This window comes from Pseudomonas sp. LM13, assembly GCF_041381355.1.
GTDB lineage: Bacteria > Pseudomonadota > Gammaproteobacteria > Pseudomonadales > Pseudomonadaceae > Stutzerimonas > Stutzerimonas frequens.
This window is the reverse complement of the sequence record NZ_JACBXH010000029.1, coordinates 15,884-38,270: the sequence shown is the minus strand read 5'-3', so window position 1 is coordinate 38,270 and position 22,387 is coordinate 15,884. Positions and strand designations below refer to the sequence as shown.

The window sequence follows — 22,387 nt, the reverse complement described above, 5'->3', positions numbered from 1 at the left end:
GGCGTTCGGTAGGGTGGGCTTCAGCCCACCAATGCCATTGGGCGCGGTCTCAGAGCGATTCCAGGCAGTCGGCCAGGGTGTCACCGAGATCTTCCAGCAGCTTCTCGTAACCCTGCGCATCGGTCGCCAGGCCGACGCCCAGCACGTCCAGTTCCGCCATCTTCACCGGCAAGCCGGCGGTCAGCGTCTCGACCAGGCGCGGACGCGCCGGCGGTTCGCTGAACACGCAGCTCGGACCGGCCTGCTGCAGCCGCTCGCGCATCGCCGCCACATGCCGCGCGCCGGGTTGCGACTCGCCACCGGCACTGAACACGCCGGCATGGCGCAGACCGTAGGCCGCCTCGAAGTAGTCATAGGCCTCGTGGAAAACGAAGAACGGCTTGTTCTGCACCTTGCTGAAGCGCTGCTTGAGGCGGGCGTCGAGCGCCTCGATGCGCTGGGCGAAGGCCGCCGAGTTGGCCTGGTAACGCTGTGCGTTGGCCGGGTCGGCGGCGGCCAGGTCAGCGGCCATGCGCTCTGCGATGATCAGGGCGTTGGCCGGCAGCAGCCACAGGTGCGCATCGAGCGTGCCCGGCCGATGGTTGTGGTCATGCTCGTCGGCATGGGCGGTCTCGCCATGTGCGGCCGCTTCATTCCCGTGATCACCATGGTCATGGCCGTCGTGATCGTGCTCGTCGGCATGGGCGGCGTGGTCGTGCTCATGCCCGTCATGCGCGTCATCGTGGTCGTGATCGTGATGATCGTCCTCGGCATGTGTGTGCGCATCGCCGAAGCGCCGCAGGGTCAGCTTCGGCAGGTCCTGCACGGCCACCGTCGTCCCTTCACGAGCGCTCAGCGCGCGCGGCAGGAAGCTCTCCAGATCCGGACCGATCCAGTAGAACAGCTCGGCATCGCGCAGACGCCGCACGTCGGACGGGCGCAGCGAATAGTGGTGCGCCGAGGCGCTGGCCGGCAGCAGCACATCGGGCTGGCCGACGCCGTCCTGCACCGCCGCGGCAATCAGCTGCAAGGGCTTGATGCTGGTCAGAACGCGCACTTCGGCCTGGGCGGACGCAACGCCAGCGAGCAGCGCCGCCAGCAACGGAAGGGAGAAAAGACGATTCACGGGCATCACTCGAAAGGGTTGAATTGGTACATAATAACGTCTCTCCCCCAACACGTCGCCGCCCATGTCCAAGACCCCGCTGGCCTGCACGCCCCATGACCACGACCACTGCGTCAGCCACGCGCTGGCCGAAGCCGACAGCCTCTGCGCGCGCCAGGGCGTGCGCCTGACCGCGCTGCGCAAGCGCGTGCTGGAGCTGGTCTGGCAGAGCCACAAGCCGCTCGGCGCCTACGACATTCTTGCCGTGCTGAGCGAGCAGGACGGCCGACGCGCCGCACCACCCACCGTTTACCGCGCGCTGGACTTCCTCTTGGAGAACGGCCTGGTCCATCGCATCGCATCGCTCAATGCCTTCGTTGGCTGCAATCATCCGGAGCATCCGCACCAGGGCCAGTTCCTCATCTGCCGTCTCTGCCACACCGCCATCGAACTGGAGCGTCCGGCCATCGCCGAGGCCATCGACAGCGCCGCCAGTAGTGTCGGCTTCACCGTCGAAGGTCAGACCGTGGAAGTCGTCGGGCTCTGCTCGAACTGCCGGAACGCCGCATGAGTGAAGTACTGCTGCGGCTGGATGACATCCACGTGCGCTTCGCCAACCAGAACGTGCTGGAAGGCGCACAACTGCAGGTGCATCGCGGCGAGATCGTCACCCTGATCGGCCCCAACGGCGCCGGCAAGACCACCCTGGTGCGCGCCGTACTCGGACTGCTGAAACCCGATCGCGGCCAGGTCTGGCGCAAGCCGAAGCTGCGCGTTGGCTACATGCCGCAGAAGCTGCACGTCGACCCCACCCTGCCCTTGTCGGTGCTGCGCTTTCTGCGCCTGGTCCCCGGCGTCGACCGCGCCCGCGCCCTCGCAGCGCTGGGTGAAGTCGGTGCCGAGCATGTGATCGACAGCCCGCTGCAGAAGATTTCCGGCGGCGAAATGCAGCGTGTGCTGCTCGCCCGCGCCCTGCTGCGCGAGCCGGAGCTGCTGGTGCTCGACGAACCGGTGCAGGGCGTCGACGTCGCCGGCCAGGCCGAGCTGTACCGGTTGATCGGTGTGTTGCGCGACCGCTACGGCTGCGGCGTGCTGATGGTCTCCCACGACCTGCACCTGGTGATGAGCGCCACCGATCAGGTGGTCTGCCTCAACCGCCACGTCTGCTGCTCGGGGCACCCGGAGCAGGTCAGCAGCGACCCGGCCTTCGTCGAGCTGTTCGGTCAGGACGCGCGCAGCCTGGCGATCTACCACCACCAGCACGACCACAGCCACGACCTGCACGGCAGCGTGGTGACCGGCAAACCCCACGTCCACGGCCCGAACTGTAAACACGGATAGCCCGCGCAATGCCCGATTTCCTTCTCAACGCCCTGCTCGCCGGCCTGGCCCTGGCGCTGGTCGCCGGCCCGCTCGGCTCCTTCGTCGTCTGGCGGCGCATGGCCTATTTCGGCGACACCCTGTCCCACGCCGCGCTGTTCGGCGTCGCCCTCGGGCTGATGCTCGACGTCAACCTGACGCTGGCGGTGACCGTCGGCTGCGTGCTGCTCGCCCTACTGCTGGTGACTCTGCAGCAGCGCCAGCCACTGGCCTCCGACACCCTGCTCGGCATCCTCGCGCACAGCACGCTGTCGCTCGGCCTGGTGTCGCTGAGCTTCATGGATGACGTGCGCATCGACCTGATGGGCTATCTGTTCGGCGACCTGCTCGCCGTGGGGCCGAGCGATCTGGCCTGGATCATCGGCGGCAGCGCCCTGGTGCTGCTGATGCTGGTCCCGCTGTGGCGTCCGCTGCTGGCGATCACCGTGCACGAGGAGCTGGCCAAGGTCGAAGGGCTGCCGGTGGCCGGCATCCGCCTGGCGCTGATGCTGCTGATCGCCGTGGTGATCGCCGTGGCGATGAAGATCGTCGGCGTGCTGCTGATCACCTCGCTGCTGATCATTCCCGCCGCCGCGGCCCAACGCCACGCGCGCACACCGGAGCAGATGGCCCTTGGCGCCAGCGTGCTGGGTATCGTCGCGGTGTGCCTGGGGCTGACGCTGTCCTGGTTCGAGGACACCCCGGCCGGGCCGTCCATCGTGGTCAGCGCCGCCGCGCTGTTCCTGCTCAGCTTCGCCTGGCCTCGCAGGGCCTGAGGCCATGACTGATCTGAAGTACCTGCGCGGTTACCCGGAGCCGCTGCTGGCGCAGGTTCGCCAGCTGATCGCCGAAGAGCGCCTGGGTGACTATCTGCAGCGTCGTTACCCGGCACGGCACGAAGTGCAGAGTGACAAGGCGCTGTACGGCTACGTGCAGAAGCTCAAGCAGGACTATCTGAAAAGCGCGCCGCCGATCGACAAGGTGCTCTATGACAATCGCCTGGACCTGACCCATCGCGCGCTGGGCCTGCATACCGCGGTGTCACGGGTGCAGGGCGGCAAGCTCAAGGCGAAGAAGGAGATCCGCGTCGCCGCACTGTTTCGCGAGGCGGCGCCGGAATTCCTGCAGATGATCGTGGTGCACGAACTCGCCCATCTGCGTGAGAGCGAGCACAACCGTGCCTTCTACAAGCTGTGCGAACACATGCTGCCCGGCTACGGGCAGATCGAGTTCGATCTGCGCCTGTTCCTGCACTGGCGCGAGCTGGAGGCGCTACCGGGCAAGAACGCCTAGCGCATCAGTGCTGCCAGGCGTCGATCCAAATGGTAGGGCTGCTCAGATCCAACCCAGCCAGCGCCACCAGGTCATCGCGAACAGCAACATGCTCAGATAGCCGATCAGCGTTACCAGCACGCCGACCTTGGCGAATTGCCGGGCGCTGAAGGTCTCGGTGCCCAGGCAAACCATGTTCTGCGGCGCGTTGATCGGCAGGATGAAGCCATAGCTGACGACAAAGCCGAGCAGCATGGTCATCCCCAGCCGGCTGAAATCCCCTGGCAGGCTGAGCAACACCGAGATCAGGATCGGCAGCATCGCCGATGTCAGCGCTGTGGCACTGGCAAAGCCCAGATGGATCACGATGAGGAAGGCGCCGAGAATGGCGAAGATGCCCAGCGGCCCCACCACGCCAAGCCCGGTGTGAGCGACCACCTGCGCGCCGAGCCACTGTCCGGCCTGAGTCGTGAGCAATACCGTGCCGAGGCTGATACCAACACCGAAGACGATCACCGTGCCCCAGGGCACCCGCGCCTGAACCTCCTTCCAGTTCATTACGCCGATGCGCGGCAGCATCAGGATCACCAGGCCGGCATAGGTGGTGCTGGTGGTGTCGAAACTGTGCAGCTTGCCCTCGGTGGCCCAGCACAGCAGCAACCCGATGGACACGGCGAGCAGGCGCTTCTGCGCCGACGTCATCGGCCCAAGTTCGGCGAGCGAGCGTGCCACGGCTTCCTTGCCACCGGCTATCCGCTCGGTTTCCGGCGGCAGCAGCTTGAGCACAATGAACAGCAGGACGAAGGACATCAGCACGGCCCAGGGCGCGCCGGCGATGAGCCAGTCGATCCAGCTGACTCGTTCACCCAGCAGCTTGTCCATGAAGCCCACCAGCAGCAGGTTCTGCGCCGCTGCGGTCTGGATGCCGATGTTCCAGATGCTGGTGCCCTGGGCGACGATGATCATCATGCCGGCGGCGAAGTTCGAACGCTTGTCGATCCCGAATGCGGTGATGATGCCAAGCATGATCGGCACCACGCAGGCGGCGCGCGCCGTGGCGCTGGGTACCACCAGGCTGAGCAGGACGATGACCACCAGTGTGCCGCCGAGGATATGCCGCGAACTGGTGCCGACCCTGGATAGGGTCATCAGCGCAATGCGTCGGTCGAGCCCGGTCAGGGTCATCGCCGCAGCGATGAACAGGGCTCCGGCTACCAGCGCCAATGCCGGATTGGCGAAGCCGGAAAGCCCCATGCCGATCGCCTTTGAGGTGCCGTAGACGACCTCGGGGTTTTCCAGCGTAGGCGCAGTACCGATGAGGAACGCCAGCAGCGCGGTGATCATGATCGCGCTGACCTCATAGGACACCGCTTCGGTGATCCACACCACCACCGCGAACACCAGGATCGCCAGCACTCGCTGGCCGGCCACGGGCAGGTCGGCAGGCAGTGGCATCAGCAGCACGCCAATCAGCGCCAGTACGGCCACCAACAGACCGATCGGGATGCCAAGCAGACCCTGGCGAAGGGCTACGTTAGGGGTATCGCTCATGGTATGGCTCCATCCGCTGACAGACGCCTTCAGCATGGGCAAGCCAGATCAGCGAGACCATGACCTGTGTCTATTGCGGGCCTTTGCGGCGAGTTAACCAAGTAAAAAAAAGCAGAACGCCGGCATGCGCCGGCGCTCTGTGGTCGATGGTTCGCAGCACGTTTCGAGCGGGCTGGCGCCCGCGCCGAACCTTGCGCAAACCTCAGGCGGGAATTGCCTCCGCCGCGGCCTCGCGCGCCCAGACCCGATGCTGGCCAAGCGCCTGGGCGAAGTTGCCGAACACACCGTCCACATCGTCACCTTCCAGCAGGCCGCTGTCGGGTTGCAGGCCGAGCGATGCCAGCAGCGGCCGCGCGGCGCCGAGCATGACGATGGGTTTCAGGTGTTTGTAGGCCTCCAGCACGTAGTGCTTGGCCTCGCCGGACTTGGCCATGGCCGCCGCCGCATCGGCACCGCCGGGGACGAACACCGCGTCGAACATCACCGACGGCATGCCGTCCATCGCGGCATCGACCGCCAGCATCTGGCCGTCCGCGGTTTTCACCGGGGCCGGCGACGGGCCGATGACCTTGGCTAGCGCGCCCTGCTCGGCCAGCTTGGCCTTGAATGTATCGATCGCCGCACCATCGACGCCGTTGGCCACCAGGATCGCCACCTTGCGCGACTTGATATTGCCCGGTACGTGATTCATCAGGCTCAGCGCCGGCGAACTCTGCGGGGTTGGCGTCTTCGGCGTCACGGTCGGCGCGCTCGGGACCGGCAGGCCGAGGTTCTCGGCAACGCGGCGGGCCAGCTCCAGGTCGATGTTGGCGAGGATTTCGTTGACCTGCCGCTCGCGGATGAACACCCGCTCCACCTTGCCCAGCTCGAAGGTGTAGGCGCCGATGATGTGCTCCTTCTCCGGCTCGCTCATGCTGTTCCAGAACAGCGTGGCCTGGGAGAAGTGGTCGCCGAAGGATTCGCTGCGGTTGCGGATCTTGTGCCCCTCGACCCGCTCGGGATAGCTCTCGAAGCCACCGCCCTGGGCCGCCGGCGGGGTTTCCTTGGGCCAGCCGCTGTCGATCGAGTTGGGCTCGTAGTTGGCGCGGCCCTTGTTGATCGTCTGGCGATGGAAGGCATCGCGCTGGTTGTTGTGAAACGGGCACAGCGGGCGGTTGATCGGGATCTCGTGGAAGTTCGGCCCACCGAGACGCAGCAGCTGGGTGTCGGTGTAGGAGAACAGCCGGCCCTGCAGCAGCGGGTCGTTGGTGAAGTCGATGCCCGGCACGATGTGGCCGATGTGGAAGGCGGCCTGCTCGGTCTCGGCGAAGAAGTTGTCCGGATTACGGTTGAGGGTCATCTTGCCGAGCTTCTGCACCGGCACCAGCTCCTCGGGGATGATCTTGGTCGGGTCGAGCAGGTCGAAGTCGAACTTGTGCTCGTCAGCCTCTTCCACCACCTGCACGCCCAGCTCCCACTCGAAGTAGTCGCCCATCTCGATGGACTCCCACATGTCGCGGCGGTTGAAGTCCGGATCCTTGCCGGCGATCTTCAGCGTCTCGTCCCAGACCAGCGAGAAGGCGCCGGCCACCGGCTTCCAGTGAAACTTGACGAAGCGGCTGACGCCCTCGGCATTGATCAGGCGGAAGGTGTGCACGCCGAAGCCTTCCATCGCCCGATAGCTGCGCGGCAGGGCGCGGTCGGACATGGTCCAGAGCACCATGTGTGCGGACTCAGGCGTCAGCGAGACGAAATCCCAGAAGGTATCGTGGGCCGATTGCGCCTGCGGGATCTCGTTGTGCGGCTCGGGTTTCACAGCGTGGACGAAGTCCGGAAACTTGATGGCGTCCTGGATGAAGAACACCGGCATGTTGTTGCCGACCAGGTCGAAGTTGCCCTCGTCGGTGTAGAACTTGGTGGCGAAGCCGCGCACGTCGCGCACGGTGTCCGCCGAGCCGCGCGAGCCCTGCACGGTGGAGAAGCGCACGAATACCGGCGTCTCCTTGCCTTCGGCAGCGAGAAAAGAGGCCTTGGTCAGCCAGCTGTGGTCGGCGTAGCTCTGGAACACGCCGTGCGCCGCGGCACCGCGCGCGTGCACGATGCGCTCGGGAATGCGCTCGTGGTCGAAGTGGGTGAGCTTCTCGCGCATGATGAAGTCTTCGAGCAGCGAGGGCCCACGGCCGCCGGCCTTGAGTGTGTTCTGGTTGTCGGCGATCTTCACGCCCTGATTGGTGCGCAGCGCCTCGCCAGAGGCGTCGCTGCGAAACGCTTCCAGCTGATCGAGCTTGGCGTTGTGGTTGGCGCGGTCGACGGTATCGGTGCCGGCGAGCTCGCTCTGTTTGGGAGTCTTGTGCGTCATGATGGGCCTCGGTTAGCGGGTGAGCTGAACCGCGAACGATCGGGCCATGATCTGGACCTGATACGTGATCGATTCACGGCGTACCGGGTTAGTGACCCCATTGATCGGCGCAAGGTTGCCGCCTGCGACGATTTGCTTTGCCTATCAGCGCCATGGATTTGCTCAATCGCAGCGGCGCAGGCGAGCGACGTCGCCGGCAAACGGGTAGAATGCCGGGCTTTCGCCGATCATCCCGGCAACAAACGTCGCACCCACAAGGTTCGCCCGTGATCGAATTCCATCAAGTCCATAAAACCTATCGGACCGCCGGCCGCGATATTCCCGCGCTGCAACCGACGCAGCTGGAAATCGCCTCCGGTGAAGTGTTCGGTCTGATCGGCCATTCCGGCGCCGGCAAGAGCACGCTGCTGCGCCTGATCAACCGCCTCGAGGAGCCCTCCGGCGGACGCATCCTGGTCAATGGCGAGGACGTCACCGCGGTGGATGCCGACGGCCTACGGCGCTTCCGCCAGCGCGTCGGGATGATCTTTCAGCACTTCAACCTGCTGATGTCCAAGACGGTGGCCGACAACGTCGCCATGCCGCTGCGCCTGGCCGGCATCCGCTCGCGCAGCGAGATCGACGCCCGCGTCGCCAGCCTGCTCGAACGCGTCGGGCTCAAGGACCATGCACGCAAGTACCCGGCACAGCTCTCCGGCGGCCAGAAGCAGCGCGTCGGCATCGCCCGCGCGCTGGCCACCGAGCCGAGCATCCTGCTCTGCGACGAGGCCACCAGCGCGCTGGACCCGCAGACCACTGCCTCGGTGCTGCAACTGCTGGCCGAGATCAACCGCGAGCTGAAGCTGACCATCGTGCTGATCACCCACGAGATGGACGTGATCCGCCGCGTCTGCGACCGCGTGGCGGTGATGGATGCCGGTGCCATCGTCGAACAGGGGCCGGTCACTGAGGTGTTCCTGCACCCGAAGCACCCGACCACCCAGCGCTTCGTGCTGGAAGACGAGGCGATGGACGAAGGCGAGTTGCACGACGATTTCGCCCATGTGCCGGGCCGCATCCTGCGCCTGACCTTCCAGGGCGACGCCACCTACAAGCCGCTGCTGGGCACCGTCGCCCGTGAAACCGGGGTCGACTACAGCATCCTGTCCGGGCGCATCGACCGCATCAAGGACACCCCCTACGGCCAGCTCACCCTGGCGCTGATCGGCGGTGACATGAGCGCGGCGATGAGCCGCCTGCAGGCGGCCGACGTGCACGTGGAGGTACTGCGCTGATGGATGCTCTGTTCACCAACGTAGATTGGTACGAAATCTGGCTGGCCACGCTGGACACCCTGCTGATGCTCGGCGGCTCGCTGCTGTTCACCATTCTGCTCGGCCTGCCGCTGGGCGTGCTGCTGTTTCTCAGCGGTCCGCGCCAGCTGTTCGAGAACGGCCCGCTGTACGCCGCGCTGTCGTTCGTGGTCAACGTGCTGCGCTCGCTGCCGTTCATCATTCTGCTGATCGTGATGATTCCCTTCACCGTGCTGATCACTGGCACCTCGCTGGGCGTGGCCGGAGCCATCCCGCCGCTGGTGGTAGGTGCCGCGCCGTTCTTCGCGCGGCTGGTGGAGACCGCGCTGCGCGAAGTGGACCGCGGCATCATCGAGGCGACCCAGGCGATGGGCGCGACGACGCGGCAGATCATCTTCAGCGCATTGCTGCCGGAAGCGCGTCCGGGCATCATCGCCGCCATTACCGTCACGGCCATCACCCTGGTGTCCTACACCGCGATGGCCGGTGTGGTGGGTGCCGGCGGCCTCGGCGATCTGGCCATCCGCTTCGGCTACCAGCGTTTCCAGACCGACGTGATGGTGGTCACCGTGGTCCTGCTGCTGGTACTGGTGCAGGTGCTGCAAAGCGTCGGCGACAGGCTGGTCACCCACTTTTCGCGCAAATGAACCGCAACCAGGGCGAGCGAACCTTCGCACCCCGCTCAACTCCTGAAGGAACCGAACGATGAAGAAACTGATTGCCGCCCTGGCCACCGTCGCCGCATTTTCCGCACAGGCCGCCGAAACCCTGACCGTCGCCGCCACCGCCGTGCCGCACGCCGAGCTGCTGGAATTCGTCAAGCCGCAGCTGGCCGAGCAGGGCGTCGAACTGAACGTGAAGGTCTTCACCGACTACGTGCAGCCAAACATCCAGGTCGCCGAGAAACGTCTGGACGCCAACTTCTTCCAGCACCAGCCGTATCTGGATGAGTTCAACAAGGGCAAGGGCACCAATCTGGTCAGCGTCGCTGGCGTGCACATCGAGCCCTTCGGCGCCTACTCGAGCAAGGTCAAGTCGCTGGACGAGCTGGCCAACGGCGCCACCGTAGTCATCCCCAACGACGCCACCAACGGCGGCCGCGCCCTGCTGCTGCTGGCCAAGGCCGGCGTGATCACGCTGAAAGACGGCGCCGGCATCACCGCCACGCCGAAGGACATCGCCGAGAACCCGAAGAACATCAAGATCCGCGAACTGGAAGCCGCGACCCTGCCGCGCGTGCTGACCCAGGTCGACCTGGCGCTGATCAACACCAACTACGCGCTGGAAGCCAAGCTGAATCCGACCCAGGACGCCCTGGTCATCGAAGGCAGCGATTCGCCGTACGTGAACATCCTGGTCGCCCGTCCGGACAACAAGGACAGCGACGCCATGCAGAAACTGGCTGCCGCGCTGCACAGCGAACAAGTGCGCCAGTTCATCGAGGAAAAGTACAAGGGCGCCGTGGTCCCGGCGTTCTGAACCTGACCGCGCAAGCTGCGTCAGAAACCCCGCCTCGGCGGGGTTTTTCATTTCCGGACGGATGTTATTGCTGGGGTGAGCGCCGCGCTCCCGCCTCGCGCAAGGCCTCTTCCACCTCACGCTCCAGCGCATAGGCCGGGCGCTCCACGGCACGGAAATCCTGCGTATAGCGCCGGGCGAATTCGGCGACGCCCCAGTCCAGATATTGCTCGACGTGCTTGAGCTCATGGGCCCAGAGCGCGACGTTGTCCCGGGCATCTTCCTCGTGGCGGAAGACGATGACGTCGATCAGGGTCACGGCATTGACGTCCGGGTTGCGCAGCAGGGTGTTGCCGGCATTCAGCACCACCTCATCGCCGACGCGAAAATGCGCACTCTCCAGCACGGCAAGATCGAAATACGGCTCGAGCTGCGAGCGGATGTGCAGCGGTATCGGCTCGACACCACCGGCCACCAGGCGGTCGCGCGACTGCTGGATCCAGCTCTGCAGACCCAGCGTGGCCATGCGCTGCACCCGGTCGTAGACGGCCTGAGGATCGCTGGCGGCGGCGGGCATGCAGAGGCAGGCGCCGCTCAGGCAGATTGGCTGCTGCCCGGGCGGGCAGGCGGTCTGTGCCCAGACGGGTGCGGCAAGCAGCGCCAGCGGCAGCAGCGCAAGGCGGAAAAGCGAAGTGAACGACACGGGATGGTCTCGACGGCGAGGGCGATGCGCGCCCCAGGCGCTGCGCACTATAGCCGTGCGGCCGGGGCACGCGAAGAGGGCGCTCAGATCACCGGCGGCGCGGCGCTCACCACACGCAGGGCGAGGCCCTCGTACGGATCGAGATTGATCTGCAACTCGCAATCGTCGCTGAGGTCACCCTCCACGCTCTCATGGATGATGTCCACCACCGCGCCGGGCGCCACGCCGGGCAAGCAGATGGTCTCGCTGATCGGCTCGGCGCCGAAGTTCAGCGCGGTGAGCTGTACGCCCCTGCCGGCAGGCAGCTCGTGAATCATCACCAGGAGTCCTGGCGCCTGCACATCGGGAATCAGGATCTGCTTGCTGGCGGCGATATCGTAGGCCTGGCGCACGCTGAGGATGCGCTTGAGCTGGCAGGCGAAGGACCCAGGGCGCTGCAGCTGCTCGGCCAGGCTGCCGTACAGCGAACGGGCCTTGGGCAGGCCTTCGGCGGAGACCGACGCCTCCGGCGCCAGATCGGCGAGGTCATAGCCGCCGCGATTGATCCAGCGGGTATCGCCGTCGCCCATCAGGTGTTCGACCTGCTCGGGCGCCAGCGGCAGGGCGCCGACCAGATCCCAGCCGGAGAGGGCGAACACGCCGGGCTGCATGGCATTGAACATCACCAGCAGAATGTGCAGACGCTGGATCTGCTCCACCTCGGCCGGGCCGATGGCGTCCAGATCACGGATGTTAAGCGCCGCGGCGATCACGCTGGCGGTGGTGCAGGACACCCCGTTGGTGACGAACTTGAGGTTGTACGGCGCGTGTTCGCCGGTCAGCCGCTCGTACATTTCCTCGCGGATATGTTCGCGCAGGTGGCCGCCGGGCAGGGTCTGGCCCTTGTAGTGGTAATGGTCGTAGGCGTGCAGCGTCCAGAAGTGGACCAGCTCCAGCGTCAGCTCGTCATGGTTCTGCAGCGCATGGATCAGCGACGCCGGGTCGATGCCGAAGGCGTGCACCTCGCGCAGCATCATGCGCAGGAACTCGGTATCGCCGGTGAGCAACGCGTGGTGATAGGCCGGGCGGGTGATGAAGTCGTAGGACAGATCGGCCCCGCCGTGGGACATGGCGGCGATGTCATCGATGGTCAGGTTCAGCTCCTGGAAGCTGAAGCCGCCGGCCTTGCGGATCGCCCCGGCGAGCAGCTGGTTGCCGGTGACGGACAGCGGATGGCCCTCCGACCAGGCAGTGCCCTCGGCGCGCCGTTCCACGCCGAGGAAACCGTTGGCGTCCAGGCGCAGCACCCGGGCGCCGGCGACGTCGATCGCATGCAGCGCATCGCCAATGATCAGCTGCTGCGCGGCGAAGGTCGGGTCGAGCCAGTTCAGCGACGGCTGGCCCTCCTTGAAATAATGCAGATAGACCCAGCGGCGCACCTTGCCGTCGACCCCGGTGACCTCGCCGGTGACGCTCCAGTCGGTGTCCTTGATGCCCGGCTCGAAGAAGATCACTCGCTGCAGCTGGCCGACGATGTAGTGCTTTTCCTTGAGCCGGTCGACCACCGGCGGCAGCAGGTTGACCGAATCACGCCCGGCCGGCACCTCGGGCAGCAGCTCCCAGTCCTCCTCGCGGATTTCCACCATGTGGTACAGCCCGGGGTAGTCGCCATAGGCCATTTCCGCGAGGCGAAAGTCGGCACCCTTGCCGGTGTGTGCCGGCACGATGTCGTCGATGACGATGGCGTTGTGCGCCGCGGCCACCCGGCTGAGCTGCAGCATCTGCTCCTCGGTCCCCAGGCTCGGGTCGATATCGAAGCTGATGCGGTCGAAGTTGCCGTCGATGGTCGGGGTGAACTCGCGTCCGCGCAGGCCACCGGAACGCTTCATCGGCCCGTTGTGGATGCCCTGCACGCCGAGTTCGGAGAGCGCACTCCAAAGGCGGTCGTCGCCGAGGGCCTCGAGTACCGTGCCGCCTTCCGGGGTGATGATGGCCGCCGGATAGGCGGTGAACCACACCGAGGCGATGGCGCTGGCATCGCGCGGGCGGGCCTGGGCATAAGGCCGCTGCCAGAGACGCGCCTGGCCGGCGTAATGACGCGACCGCTCGCGGGCCGCATGCAACATGGACTGGTCCACCAGCCATTGGATATAGCTATCGTCTGGGGTGCTCATTCGACGTCGGTTCCCACTCTGCTAAGGGAAATGTAGTCGTTTGAGTCAGCTGCACCGTCATCGTTGCATAGGATCATCTGCCGGGGTTGTTCGGGACGGCCGGGCATCCCGCGCGACCCGAGACCTGACGCGCCGTGGCCGAACACGCAAGCGCCGCCAGCCCAGCAGCACGCCGCTGAAGGCAATTACCAGCATGCCGGCGCCGAAGACCAGCAGGGCAGACCAGGCGGGGAACGACGGCGTCGTCATCGGCGATCCGATCAGGCGCGGGTGCGATGGCGTTCATGACAGGAACGACTCTCAGCAAAAACGAGTTGCGCAAACTCAAGAATGCTCGCTGATCGTCAGGTCAGTCGGTCAGGTTCGCTGCGCGACGCCATCGTCACGCAGCGAACGGCGGACCTCAGCGGGCGTCGAGCAGCGCCTGCGCCGCATCGGCGGGCTGGCCGGCCAGTTGGCGCTGCGCCTGCTTCTGCTGCTTGTAGGCCAGCGCCGCGGCTGGTACCGGCGTCACGGTGCCGGTTTCCAGCCACTTCTTCAGCCGGTTGGCGTCGGCCATGTGGGTGTACTTGCCGAACGCGTCGAGCACCACGAAGGCCACCGGGCGCTGCTTCATGGTGGTGCTCATCACCAGGCAATGCCCGGCTGCATTGGTGAAGCCGGTCTTGCTCAGCTGGATGTCCCAGTTGTTCTTGCGCACCAGGGCATTGGTGTTGCGAAAGCCGAGGGTGTAATTGGGCTTACGGAAAGCCACGGTCTTCTCGCCGGTCGTGCTGAACTGCTGGATCAGCGGGTACTGGCGGCTGGCGCGGATCAGCTTGACCAGGTCGTTGGCACTGGAGACGTTGCGTTCGGAAAGGCCGGTGGGCTCGACATAGTGAGTGCGGCTCATGCCCAGCGCCCGCGCCTTGGCATTCATCGCCCGGATGAAGGCCGAGTAGCCGCCCGGGTAATGGTGGGCGAGGCTCGCGGCGGCGCGGTTCTCGGAAGACATCAGGGTCAGCAGCAGCATTTCGCGGCGGCTGATCTCGCTGCCGATGCGCACGCGCGAGAACACGCCCTGCATTTCCTTGGTCTCACGGATGGTCACCGGCAACGCCTGGTCCAGCGGCAGCTTGGCATCGAGCACGACCATGGCGGTCATCAGCTTGGTTACCGAGGCGATCGGCACGACCATGTCCGGATTGCTGGAATAGAGCACTTCGTTGGTCTTCAGATCGACCAGCAGGGCGCTGCCGGAAGCGAGTTCCTGCATGGCCGGCTTGGCGGCCTGGACATGGGCAAGCGGCAACGTGGCCAGGCAGGTGAACAACAGGCTGGCCAACGTACGACGAAATTTCACGATTGGTTTCCCCGCGATGAAGGGGCACGGGACGCGGAATGCGCCGCTGTAGACGACCCCTGTGGACAATGTGACGCAGTATAGGGAATCGCCTGGCGACTCGCCTGCAGCCGATGAACGGTTCGTCGGAAGCAGCACCGGCGTAACGGCCGAACCGAGACACCTTGCCGCGCCATTCGGGCTGCCGGGCCAAGGCCCCGGGCCGCACCTCTGCGGATTTTCGAGGTCAAACCCTCACACTTACCGAGGGGAGGTCCCGCCATGTTCAGCCACAAGCCCACCACCCGCGAAGAAGTCCAACGCGAGATCGACAGCCTGATGCGTGCACTCGACGAGCTCAAGCACGATGCCAGCCGCGACTCCCGTCATCGCCTCAACACCCTGCGCTCGCGCGCCGAGTCGCTCTGGCACGACCAGCACTGGGACGAGCACTATGCCGACCTGTCCCGGCGCACCCGTGAAGCCAGCCGCGCCGCGCGCGACTGTGCCAAGGAGCATCCGCTGGGCACCCTGGCCCTGGCCGCCGGCGCCTTCGCCCTGATCGGCTACCTAGTCAGCCGCCGCTGACCGGCCACGCGCCATGCTCAACGCCGAAACGCCACGGCTCAAGTTCGCCGTCTACGGTGCGCATGACGATCTCGGCAGTGCGCTGCTGGTCGAGCTGCTCAGCCGCCAGCACGAGGCCGTGGCGCTATTGGACGATCTCAACTCCTTATCCGCCCGGCCGGGTCTGCGGACCAAGCCGGGCGACCTGTTCGATCCACTGAGCGTCAGCGAAAGCGTGGCAGGGATGGATGCGGTGATCTGCCTGTACCACACGCCGCGCCTGCCCAGCACCGATGCCATCACCGGCGAGTCGCCGCGGCGCGATTTCTACCAGGCGGTGGAGGCATTACTGCTCGGGCTGCAGCGGGTCGGCGTCGAGCGGCTGCTGCTGATCGCCGACTTTCCGGCCATCGAGCGGCAACCGGAAGTCGAGGCCGCCCTGCAGCGACTCGCTGCCCACCCCCTCGACTGGACACTGGTGGATGCGCCGCCGGCCGGCAACCAGCTGACCGTCGAGGCACTAGCCGAGGCCGCTGGCAAGGGCGAGGCCAATCCCTACCGCGACTTGCAGCGCATCGCCGCCGGCATCGTCGACGAGCTGGAACGTCCGCAGCACCTGCACCAGCGCATCCATTTCCGCAGCTAGCGGCCGTTCTGTCAGTTGCTCATGGTCCAGGATTGAGCAGCGCAACGGTCAGCGAGACGTGACCGCGCCAAAAGTTCTTCAGCCCAACTGCCGCCGTAGTTCGGCCAGTACCGGCGAGGTATTCGGGCGCACGCCACGCCAGAGCTCGAAGGCTTCCGCCGCCTGCTCCACCAGCATGCCCAACCCGTCGCGGGTGGTCGCGCCCAGCGCCGCGGCCCAGCGGCAGAACGGCGTCGGCTCGGCGCTGTACATCATGTCGTAACAGAAGGTCCGGCCGGTATTGATCAGGCTGTCGGCCAGCGGTGGCAGCTCGCCGCCAAGGCTGGCCGACGTGCCGTTGACGATCAAATCGACCGGTTCGGCAAGTTCGGTGAAGCCGCGGGCGGACAACGGCCCGAGTTCGGCGAACTCCTGCACCAGCTGCTCGGCCTTGCTCGTCGTGCGATTGGCAATGATCAATTCAGCCGGCCGATGCGCCAGCAGCGGTGCCAGCACGCCGCGCACCGCGCCACCGGCGCCGAGCAGCAGGATGCGCTGCCCGCTCAGGGCCAGGCCGGCATTGAGCAGGTCGGCGACCAGCCCGGCGCCATCGGTGTTGTCTCCGAGCAGGCGCCCATCCTCCAGCTTCTTCAGGGTGTTCACCGCACCGGCGCGGCGGGCGCGCTCGGTCAGCTCATCGGCCATGCGATAGGCCTGCTCCTTGAACGGCACGGTCACGTTGGCGCCTAAACCGTCGCGAAAGAAGGCCCGAGCGTACGCCGGGAAGTCATCCAGCGGCGCCAGCAGCGGCTCATAGCTCAGCGCCTGGCCGGTCTGTGCGGCGAACAGCGTGTGAATCTGCGGTGACTTGCTGTGGCCGATGGGGTTGCCGAAGACGCCGTAGCGGTCCATGGGTGAATCCTTGCTGTGTGGGGTGCAGGTAGCAGTCGAAGGTCAGGGCTGCTCGGCCAGCCAGTCGCGGTCCTTGAGGAAATACTCGGTCAGCCGCGCTTCCGGCGAACCCGGCTCGGGGTGCTTGTCATAGCCCCAGGCCACCTGCGGCGGCAACGACATCAGGATGGATTCGGTGCGCCCGCCGGACTGCAGGCCGAACAGCGTGCCGCGGTCGTAGACCAGGTTGTATTCGACGTAGCGGCCGCGGCGCAGCAGCTGGAACTGCCGCTCGCGCTCGCCGAACGGCGTGGCCTTGCGCCGCTGGACGATGGGCAGGTAGGCGTTGAGATAGGCATCGCCAACCGCGCGCATGAAGGCGAAACTGGTGTCGAAATCCCACTGGTTCAGGTCGTCGAAGAACAACCCGCCGACGCCACGCGGCTCGTGGCGGTGCTTGATGTGGAAATAGCGATCGCACCATTCCTTGTAGCGCGGATAGACATCCGCACCGAAGGGGGCGCAGGCGTCCCGCGCGACCCGATGCCAGTGCACGCAGTCTTCCTCGGCGCCGTAGTAGGGCGTCAGGTCGAAGCCGCCGCCGAACCACCAGACCGGCTCCTCGCCTTCCTTCTCGGCAATGAAGAAGCGCACGTTGGCATGGGAGGTCGGCACGTAGGGGTTGTGCGGATGGATCACCAGCGACACGCCGAGCGCCTCGAAGCTGCGCCCGGCCAACTCCGGGCGATGGGCACTGGCCGAAGGCGGCAGGCTGTCGCCATGCACATGGGAGAAGTTCACTCCGCCTTTCTCGATCAGCGCGCCATTCTCGATCACCCGCGTCCGGCCGCCACCGCCGCCAGGCCGCGTCCAGGCATCCTCGACGAAGCGCGCACCACCGTCTTCGGCCTCCAGTGCGGCACAGATTCGGTCCTGCAGATCGAACAGATAGGCTTTGACGGCTTCGGTCCTGTCGTTCACGAAATCACCTTGCGAATGACCGCACGCAGCCAGCGGCGCATGGCTGAGCGGTGCTTGAAACGGGGGTCGGCCGGCAAGCATAGCATCAGCCCGATTGACGAACGCAGCCCCGGCGGGTTGGATAGGCGCTCTTTCAACGTCCAGGAGCCAGACATGTCTCAGCGCATCCAATTCAGCCAGCACGGCGGTCCCGAAGTCCTGGAACAGGTCGATGTGCCTCTCGGCGCGCCGGCTGCGGGCGAGATACGGGTGCGCAATCACGCCATCGGCCTGAACTTCATCGACACCTATTTCCGCAGCGGCCTGTACCAGCCGCCGAGCCTGCCGTCCGGCCTGGGCACCGAGGGTGCCGGCGTGGTCGACGCGGTGGGCGAGGGCGTGCAGCACCTGCAGCCCGGCGACCGGGTCGCCTATGCCACCGGCCCGCTGGGTGCCTATGGCGAGTACCACACACTGCCGGCTCGGCACCTGGTCAAACTGCCGGACGCAATCAGCTACGAGCAGGCGGCCGCGGTCATGCTCAAGGGCCTGACCTGCCAGTATCTGCTACGCCAGATCCATCCGTTGCAGGCCGGCGAGACAGTGCTGTTCCATGCTGCCGCCGGCGGTGTCGGATCGATCGCCTGTCAGTGGGCTCGCGCACTGGGCGCACAGTTGATCGGCGTGGTCGGCTCGGCTGAAAAGGCCGAGCGGGCCAAGGCCCTCGGCGCCTGGGCCACCATCGATCGCAGCCGCGAGGACGTGGTGCAGCGCGTGCTGGAGCTGACCGAAGGCAGGAAGTGCCCGGTGGTCTATGACTCGGTGGGCAAGAGCAGCTGGGAAGTTTCCCTCGATTGCGTCGCCCCGCGCGGCCTGCTGGTCAGCTTCGGCAACGCCTCCGGCGCCGTCACCGGGGTCAACCTCGGGGTACTGGCGCAAAAGGGCTCGCTGTTCGTCACCCGGCCTACCCTGGCCGGCTACGCCGACACGCCGGAGCGTCTGCAGGCCATGGCCGATGAACTGTTCGAGATGATCGGCAGCGGCAAGATCCAGGTCGAGATCGGCCAGCGCTACCCGCTCAGCGAAGCGGCCGAAGCCCAGCGCAAACTGGCGGCGGGGGAAACCACCGGCTCGACAATACTGCTGCCCTGACGCCGCTCCGGCTGTCCTTATAGGGGCAGCCGCTCAGCGGGTTTCAGCGCCGGTTCAGGCCGGACGAATCACTTCGCCGGTGCGCAGATCGCGAATGACGCTGGGGTTGCGCCGTCCACCCAGCGGGCCGGTGAACACGGCGTCGAGCTGACGCGGGAAATACTGCTCGACCCGCAGCCGCGAGCGCGCCGCGGGCCGACCGGCCGGGTTGGCCGAGGTCGACACCAGCGGCCCGGTCAGCGCGCAGAGACGCTTGACCAGCGGATGATCGGTAACGCGCAGCGCGACGCTGTCGTGCCGCCCGGTGATCCACTCCGGCAAGCGACCGCGATGCGGCACCAGCCAAGTGTTCGGCCCCGGCCAGGTTCCGGCCAGGCGATCGAGCCAACGCTCGGGCAGATCCTCCAGCAGGAAATCGAACTGCTCGATGCTGTCGGCGATCAGGATCAGGCCCTTTTCCACCGGCCGCTCCTTGAGCGCCAGCAAGCGCATCACCGCCTCTTCGTCCCACGGGTCGCAACCGACGCCCCAGACCGCTTCGGTCGGGTAGGCGATCACTCCGCCGGCGCGAACCACCCGCGCCACCTGCTGCACACGCCAATCGCCAATCATGCCGACCTCTGCCTGGATGAAAAGCCGGCAGTGTACCCAACGCGCCTTGTACCGAGCAGGGGGCGCCTGAACTGTTTCGCAACAAGCTGCAACTGGCAGGCGGCACCTGAACCAGCAAACGGATCAGGCCGCACCCATCGCTACGAAGGGTAGGGCACAAGCACCGACCAGAGGCCGTTGTCGCAAGCGACCCGGCCTTCCACCTCGAGCTCGGTCAGCTGCGCCAGCAACTGGCCCAGCGGCTGATCGAGCGCCATGGCCAGTGCTTCGCTGCTACGCGGCGCGGCCAGTAGCTCGCGTAACAGCGGGTTGTCCGGTGTCGGCGCTGGGTCTGCGCCGGCAGGCAACTCGACGCGCTGCCAGCCACGCAGGGCTTCGAGCACATCGTCGACCGACTCCACCAGCGCGGCACCCTGGCGGATCAGCTGATGGCAACCACGGGCGCCGGGATGATGGATCGAACCGGGAATCGCATAGACTTCACGGCCCTGCTCGGCAGCGAGTCGCGCGGTGATCAGCGAACCACTGGACGGACTCGCCTCGACCACCAGCACACCCAGCGAAAGACCGCTGATGATGCGATTGCGCCGCGGAAAGTTGCTTGCCTGCGGTGGGCAGTCCAGCGGTAACTCGGACACCAGCGCACCACCTCCGTCGAGGATCTGCTGGGCAAGGCCGACGTGACGCTGCGGATACAGCCGTTCGAGGCCGGTACCGAGCACCGCGACGGTCTTGCCGCCCGCTTCCAGCGCGCCCTGGTGCGCGGCGCCGTCGATGCCCAGCGCCAGACCGCTGGTGATGACGAAGCCACCAGCAGCCAGACTGCGTGCGAACGCCCGGGCATTGTCCAGACCGTGGCGCGAGGCGCGACGACTACCCACCATCGCCAGCTGCGGTCGCTCGAGCAGGGCCGGATCGCCAGCGATGAACAGCAGGGGTGGCGCATCCGGCAATTCAGCCAGCAGGGCAGGGTAGTTGGGATCGTCCCAACAGAGCAGATGCCGGTCCGGCTGCTCCAGCCAGGCGAGGGCGGCACTGGCGCGCTCGCGAATCTCACTGCTGCGGCGCGGTTCGGCGCAGCTGGCCGGCAGGCCCAGCGAGCGCCAGGCGCTGGCCGGTGCGCTGAGTGCCGAAGCGGCATCGGGAAAGGCGCTCAGCAACTTGCGCAAACGACGCGGTCCCAGCTCGGGCAGCAGATGCAGACGCAGCCGAGCTTCCAGCTCGGCAGGGGATATGGCAGGCATGGTGAACACTCCTTGTCTCGTTGCACCGCATCCGTGCGGTGTTTGGCACAGCATGAAAAAGCCCCGCTTTCGCGGGGCTCTCTTGTTCAGGGGTTACGAACCTTGTCGCTCACTGCCAGCGAGCGGGTGGCCTGCAATATCAGGCCGTAGCTGAGCTTGTCGTAGGTGCGGAACACCATCAACAGACCGGAACGCTCGTCCGGAATCTTCACGTTCTCGCCGGTCACGCGATCGCGCACGGTTTCGCCGGTCTTGTACACCGCCAGCACGTTGCCGTCCTGCAGACCGTCGCGAGCACCCTTGTTCAGCGTGACCACGTGGAACTGGCCGATCTGGGTGACGCCACGCGGTACATCGAGAATCACACCTTCGACCTGGGTGGACGGGGCGCTCGGCATGAAGGTGGAGTTGACCGCACGCTCCTCGCCGGGGAACAGGCGATCACCGATGCGCGCTTCCTGGGTGGTACGGGTCAGCTGCATGGTGGCGATGTCGCCTTCGATCTCGAGGATCTCGACGGAGCCGACATCGTCGGCGTTGATGCCGAGGAACTCGCCGGTTTCCGGATCGAGGTAGGTCTTGCCCTGGCGGAAGATGCCGTAGGCCGGCATGTTCGCCTCGAATGCGCCGCGGCCGTAGATGCGATCACCGGCACCGCTGATCACCCGCTCGGCATTGCCGGCGACGATGTACGGCGCGCCCTGGAACTGCTCGGCAGTGTCGATGATGCGGTTGCTCAGCAGGAAGCTGTTGATCGCCTCCAGTGGGATGGTCGGGATGGCTTCGGCCATTGGCGTGGTGCGCACGGTGGGCGACAGTTTGATGGTGCCGCGCGAGGCGCCGCGGTCCAGAACCAGTCGCGGCTGGCCGTCAACGTAGACCAGGCTCAGGGTGTCGCCGGGATAGATCAGATGAGGGTTGGCGATCTGCGGGTTGGCATGCCACAGCTCCGGCCATTTCCACGGCTCGCGCAGGAAGCGGCCGGAGATGTCCCAGAGTGTGTCGCCCTTCACCACGGTATAGCGCTCCGGATGATTGTCCTTGAGCTGCACCGCGGCCTGCGCGAGCCCGCCGACGGCCACCAGGAGCAGGGCGAGTAGTGATTTCCTCATGTGGTGAATCCCTTTATTATGTGCCTTCACGTAAAGCGCCCTAGCGCCGCGGAACCCTTGTGGATCGCGGCATTAAGCCGTTTTCCATGCTGCTCGGCATCTTAGCAGCGGCTTTTGACTTTATTCCATAAGTGCATCACAAACGCATATGGCCATTCTGAACATCCTTGAATTTCCCGATCCGCGGCTGCGCACCATCGCCAAACCGGTGGATGTGGTCGATGACGAGATCCGTCAGCTGATCGATGACATGTTCGAGACCATGTACGAGGCTCCGGGCATCGGCCTGGCCGCGACGCAGGTCAATGTGCACAAGCGCGTGGTGGTGATGGACCTGTCCGAAGACCGGTCCGAGCCGCGGGTTTTCATCAATCCCGAATTCGAATCGCTGACCGACGAGATGGACCAGTATCAGGAAGGCTGTCTGTCGGTCCCGGGCTTCTACGAGAACGTCGATCGTCCGCAGAAGGTGCGCATCAAGGCACTGGACCGCGACGGCAAGCCCTACGAGCTGGTCGCCGAAGGCCTGCTTGCGGTGTGCATCCAGCACGAATGCGATCACCTCAACGGCAAACTGTTCGTCGACTACCTGTCCAGCCTCAAGCGCGACCGGATCAAGAAGAAGCTGGAAAAGATCCACCGCCAGCAGGCTTGATCCCCGAACCTCGAAGGCTTGCTACGGCAAGCCTTTTT

The 22,387-nt window shown here is 65.9% G+C and carries 22 protein-coding genes; 11 read left to right on the top strand and 11 right to left on the bottom strand.

All coding sequences use genetic code 11. The annotated features are described in order from the left end of the window. Window positions 1-49: 49 nt before the first annotated feature. On the bottom strand, window positions 50-1,105 hold the full coding sequence (znuA, locus tag HZR81_RS16870) for a zinc ABC transporter substrate-binding protein ZnuA (protein ID WP_500128774.1): 1,056 nt from the start codon (window positions 1,103-1,105) through the stop codon (window positions 50-52). 64 nt (window positions 1,106-1,169) lie between these two features. On the opposite strand from znuA, the gene zur reads away from it, so the two are divergent. Genes zur through HZR81_RS16850 form a run of 4 tightly spaced genes read left to right on the top strand, consistent with a single transcriptional unit; the run spans window position 1,170 to window position 3,736 of the window. Further along, a complete protein-coding gene (zur, locus tag HZR81_RS16865; RefSeq protein WP_063540294.1) occupies window positions 1,170-1,655 on the top strand; it encodes a zinc uptake transcriptional repressor Zur in 486 nt (161 codons plus the stop codon). Next, entirely contained in the window at window positions 1,652-2,425 is a 774-nt protein-coding gene (gene znuC, locus HZR81_RS16860; protein WP_253751333.1) for a zinc ABC transporter ATP-binding protein ZnuC, read from the top strand. Before zur ends, znuC begins: the two co-directional genes overlap by 4 nt. 8 nt (window positions 2,426-2,433) lie before the next feature. Further along, a complete protein-coding gene (znuB, locus tag HZR81_RS16855) occupies window positions 2,434-3,219 on the top strand; it encodes a zinc ABC transporter permease subunit ZnuB (protein ID WP_500128773.1) in 786 nt (261 codons plus the stop codon). A 4-nt stretch (window positions 3,220-3,223) separates the two neighbouring features. After that, window positions 3,224-3,736 carry a M48 family metallopeptidase gene (locus HZR81_RS16850; RefSeq protein ID WP_101276617.1) on the top strand — a complete coding sequence of 171 codons (513 nt, stop codon included), beginning with the start codon at window positions 3,224-3,226 and terminating at the stop codon, window positions 3,734-3,736. Window positions 3,737-3,778: 42 nt separating this feature from the next. On the opposite strand, the gene HZR81_RS16845 is transcribed toward HZR81_RS16850, so the two are convergent. After that, window positions 3,779-5,266, bottom strand: coding sequence for a DASS family sodium-coupled anion symporter (locus HZR81_RS16845; RefSeq protein ID WP_125897956.1), 1,488 nt, complete (start codon window positions 5,264-5,266; stop codon window positions 3,779-3,781). A gap of 202 nt (window positions 5,267-5,468) precedes the next feature. Continuing rightward, entirely contained in the window at window positions 5,469-7,604 is a 2,136-nt protein-coding gene (katE, locus tag HZR81_RS16840; protein ID WP_500128772.1) for a catalase HPII, read from the bottom strand. A gap of 266 nt (window positions 7,605-7,870) precedes the next feature. Between katE and HZR81_RS16835 the strand changes: the two genes are divergently transcribed. Genes HZR81_RS16835 through HZR81_RS16825 form a run of 3 tightly spaced genes read left to right on the top strand, consistent with a single transcriptional unit; the run spans window position 7,871 to window position 10,375 of the window. Beyond that, a complete protein-coding gene (locus HZR81_RS16835) occupies window positions 7,871-8,878 on the top strand; it encodes a methionine ABC transporter ATP-binding protein (protein ID WP_500128771.1) in 1,008 nt (335 codons plus the stop codon). After that, complete coding sequence (locus HZR81_RS16830) at window positions 8,878-9,543, top strand: methionine ABC transporter permease (protein ID WP_063540288.1); 666 nt, start codon at window positions 8,878-8,880, stop codon at window positions 9,541-9,543. The genes HZR81_RS16835 and HZR81_RS16830 overlap by 1 nt, the downstream gene beginning before the upstream one ends. Before the next feature lie 58 nt (window positions 9,544-9,601). Then, window positions 9,602-10,375 carry a MetQ/NlpA family ABC transporter substrate-binding protein gene (locus HZR81_RS16825; RefSeq protein WP_110778603.1) on the top strand — a complete coding sequence of 258 codons (774 nt, stop codon included), beginning with the start codon at window positions 9,602-9,604 and terminating at the stop codon, window positions 10,373-10,375. 64 nt (window positions 10,376-10,439) lie between these two features. On the opposite strand, the gene HZR81_RS16820 is transcribed toward HZR81_RS16825, so the two are convergent. From HZR81_RS16820 to pbpG, 3 genes are all read right to left on the bottom strand, one after another. After that, window positions 10,440-11,057, bottom strand: a complete 618-nt coding sequence (locus HZR81_RS16820; protein WP_500128770.1) for an eCIS core domain-containing protein — start codon at window positions 11,055-11,057, stop codon at window positions 10,440-10,442. A gap of 83 nt (window positions 11,058-11,140) precedes the next feature. Continuing rightward, a complete protein-coding gene (gene treS, locus HZR81_RS16815) occupies window positions 11,141-13,210 on the bottom strand; it encodes a maltose alpha-D-glucosyltransferase (protein ID WP_500128769.1) in 2,070 nt (689 codons plus the stop codon). Between the two features lie 403 nt (window positions 13,211-13,613). Beyond that, window positions 13,614-14,552, bottom strand: coding sequence for a D-alanyl-D-alanine endopeptidase (pbpG, locus tag HZR81_RS16810; RefSeq protein WP_500128768.1), 939 nt, complete (start codon window positions 14,550-14,552; stop codon window positions 13,614-13,616). Between the two features lie 261 nt (window positions 14,553-14,813). Here pbpG and HZR81_RS16805 point away from each other — a divergent pair, with 261 nt between their 5' ends. After that, window positions 14,814-15,119: an ElaB/YgaM/YqjD family protein gene (locus tag HZR81_RS16805; RefSeq protein ID WP_102839134.1), complete on the top strand. Its 306-nt coding sequence runs from the start codon at window positions 14,814-14,816 to the stop codon at window positions 15,117-15,119. A gap of 13 nt (window positions 15,120-15,132) precedes the next feature. Beyond that, complete coding sequence (locus HZR81_RS16800) at window positions 15,133-15,744, top strand: NAD(P)-dependent oxidoreductase (protein ID WP_063540282.1); 612 nt, start codon at window positions 15,133-15,135, stop codon at window positions 15,742-15,744. Between the two features lie 78 nt (window positions 15,745-15,822). On the opposite strand, the gene aroE is transcribed toward HZR81_RS16800, so the two are convergent. Together aroE and hemF are read right to left on the bottom strand one after the other, a co-directional pair. Further along, window positions 15,823-16,635 (bottom strand): shikimate dehydrogenase, encoded by an 813-nt coding sequence (aroE, locus tag HZR81_RS16795; RefSeq protein ID WP_500128767.1) that lies wholly within the window; start codon window positions 16,633-16,635, stop codon window positions 15,823-15,825. A gap of 42 nt (window positions 16,636-16,677) precedes the next feature. Further along, window positions 16,678-17,595, bottom strand: a complete 918-nt coding sequence (gene hemF, locus HZR81_RS16790; RefSeq protein WP_500128766.1) for an oxygen-dependent coproporphyrinogen oxidase — start codon at window positions 17,593-17,595, stop codon at window positions 16,678-16,680. A 153-nt stretch (window positions 17,596-17,748) separates the two neighbouring features. Here hemF and HZR81_RS16785 point away from each other — a divergent pair, with 153 nt between their 5' ends. Next, window positions 17,749-18,726, top strand: a complete 978-nt coding sequence (locus tag HZR81_RS16785; RefSeq protein ID WP_500128765.1) for a quinone oxidoreductase family protein — start codon at window positions 17,749-17,751, stop codon at window positions 18,724-18,726. 54 nt (window positions 18,727-18,780) lie between these two features. On the opposite strand, the gene tsaC is transcribed toward HZR81_RS16785, so the two are convergent. The 3 genes from tsaC to HZR81_RS16770 all read right to left on the bottom strand — a co-directional run bounded on the left by tsaC (window position 18,781) and on the right by HZR81_RS16770 (window position 21,694). Then, window positions 18,781-19,338: an L-threonylcarbamoyladenylate synthase type 1 TsaC gene (gene tsaC / locus HZR81_RS16780; RefSeq protein WP_500128764.1), complete on the bottom strand. Its 558-nt coding sequence runs from the start codon at window positions 19,336-19,338 to the stop codon at window positions 18,781-18,783. Window positions 19,339-19,478: 140 nt separating this feature from the next. After that, window positions 19,479-20,582, bottom strand: a complete 1,104-nt coding sequence (gene dprA, locus HZR81_RS16775) for a DNA-processing protein DprA (RefSeq protein WP_500128763.1) — start codon at window positions 20,580-20,582, stop codon at window positions 19,479-19,481. 86 nt (window positions 20,583-20,668) lie between these two features. After that, window positions 20,669-21,694 carry a LysM peptidoglycan-binding domain-containing protein gene (locus HZR81_RS16770; RefSeq protein ID WP_500128762.1) on the bottom strand — a complete coding sequence of 342 codons (1,026 nt, stop codon included), beginning with the start codon at window positions 21,692-21,694 and terminating at the stop codon, window positions 20,669-20,671. A gap of 148 nt (window positions 21,695-21,842) precedes the next feature. Here HZR81_RS16770 and def point away from each other — a divergent pair, with 148 nt between their 5' ends. After that, window positions 21,843-22,349 (top strand): peptide deformylase, encoded by a 507-nt coding sequence (gene def / locus HZR81_RS16765; protein WP_045632452.1) that lies wholly within the window; start codon window positions 21,843-21,845, stop codon window positions 22,347-22,349. Window positions 22,350-22,387 lie beyond the last annotated feature (38 nt).

Coding starts and splice junctions, on each gene's coding strand:
- znuB (WP_500128773.1), top strand. CDS start 2,434: ATGCCCGATTTCCTTCTCAACGCCCTGCTCGCCGGCCTGGCCCTGGCG.
- HZR81_RS16830 (WP_063540288.1), top strand. CDS start 8,878: ATGGATGCTCTGTTCACCAACGTAGATTGGTACGAAATCTGGCTGGCC.
- HZR81_RS16800 (WP_063540282.1), top strand. CDS start 15,133: ATGCTCAACGCCGAAACGCCACGGCTCAAGTTCGCCGTCTACGGTGCG.
- zur (WP_063540294.1), top strand. CDS start 1,170: ATGTCCAAGACCCCGCTGGCCTGCACGCCCCATGACCACGACCACTGC.
- HZR81_RS16805 (WP_102839134.1), top strand. CDS start 14,814: ATGTTCAGCCACAAGCCCACCACCCGCGAAGAAGTCCAACGCGAGATC.
- HZR81_RS16785 (WP_500128765.1), top strand. CDS start 17,749: ATGTCTCAGCGCATCCAATTCAGCCAGCACGGCGGTCCCGAAGTCCTG.
- aroE (WP_500128767.1), bottom strand. CDS start 16,635: ATGGACCGCTACGGCGTCTTCGGCAACCCCATCGGCCACAGCAAGTCA.
- katE (WP_500128772.1), bottom strand. CDS start 7,604: ATGACGCACAAGACTCCCAAACAGAGCGAGCTCGCCGGCACCGATACC.
- znuC (WP_253751333.1), top strand. CDS start 1,652: ATGAGTGAAGTACTGCTGCGGCTGGATGACATCCACGTGCGCTTCGCC.
- tsaC (WP_500128764.1), bottom strand. CDS start 19,338: ATGATTGGCGATTGGCGTGTGCAGCAGGTGGCGCGGGTGGTTCGCGCC.
- treS (WP_500128769.1), bottom strand. CDS start 13,210: ATGAGCACCCCAGACGATAGCTATATCCAATGGCTGGTGGACCAGTCC.
- def (WP_045632452.1), top strand. CDS start 21,843: ATGGCCATTCTGAACATCCTTGAATTTCCCGATCCGCGGCTGCGCACC.
- HZR81_RS16845 (WP_125897956.1), bottom strand. CDS start 5,266: ATGAGCGATACCCCTAACGTAGCCCTTCGCCAGGGTCTGCTTGGCATC.
- HZR81_RS16850 (WP_101276617.1), top strand. CDS start 3,224: ATGACTGATCTGAAGTACCTGCGCGGTTACCCGGAGCCGCTGCTGGCG.
- HZR81_RS16825 (WP_110778603.1), top strand. CDS start 9,602: ATGAAGAAACTGATTGCCGCCCTGGCCACCGTCGCCGCATTTTCCGCA.
- dprA (WP_500128763.1), bottom strand. CDS start 20,582: ATGCCTGCCATATCCCCTGCCGAGCTGGAAGCTCGGCTGCGTCTGCAT.
- HZR81_RS16770 (WP_500128762.1), bottom strand. CDS start 21,694: ATGAGGAAATCACTACTCGCCCTGCTCCTGGTGGCCGTCGGCGGGCTC.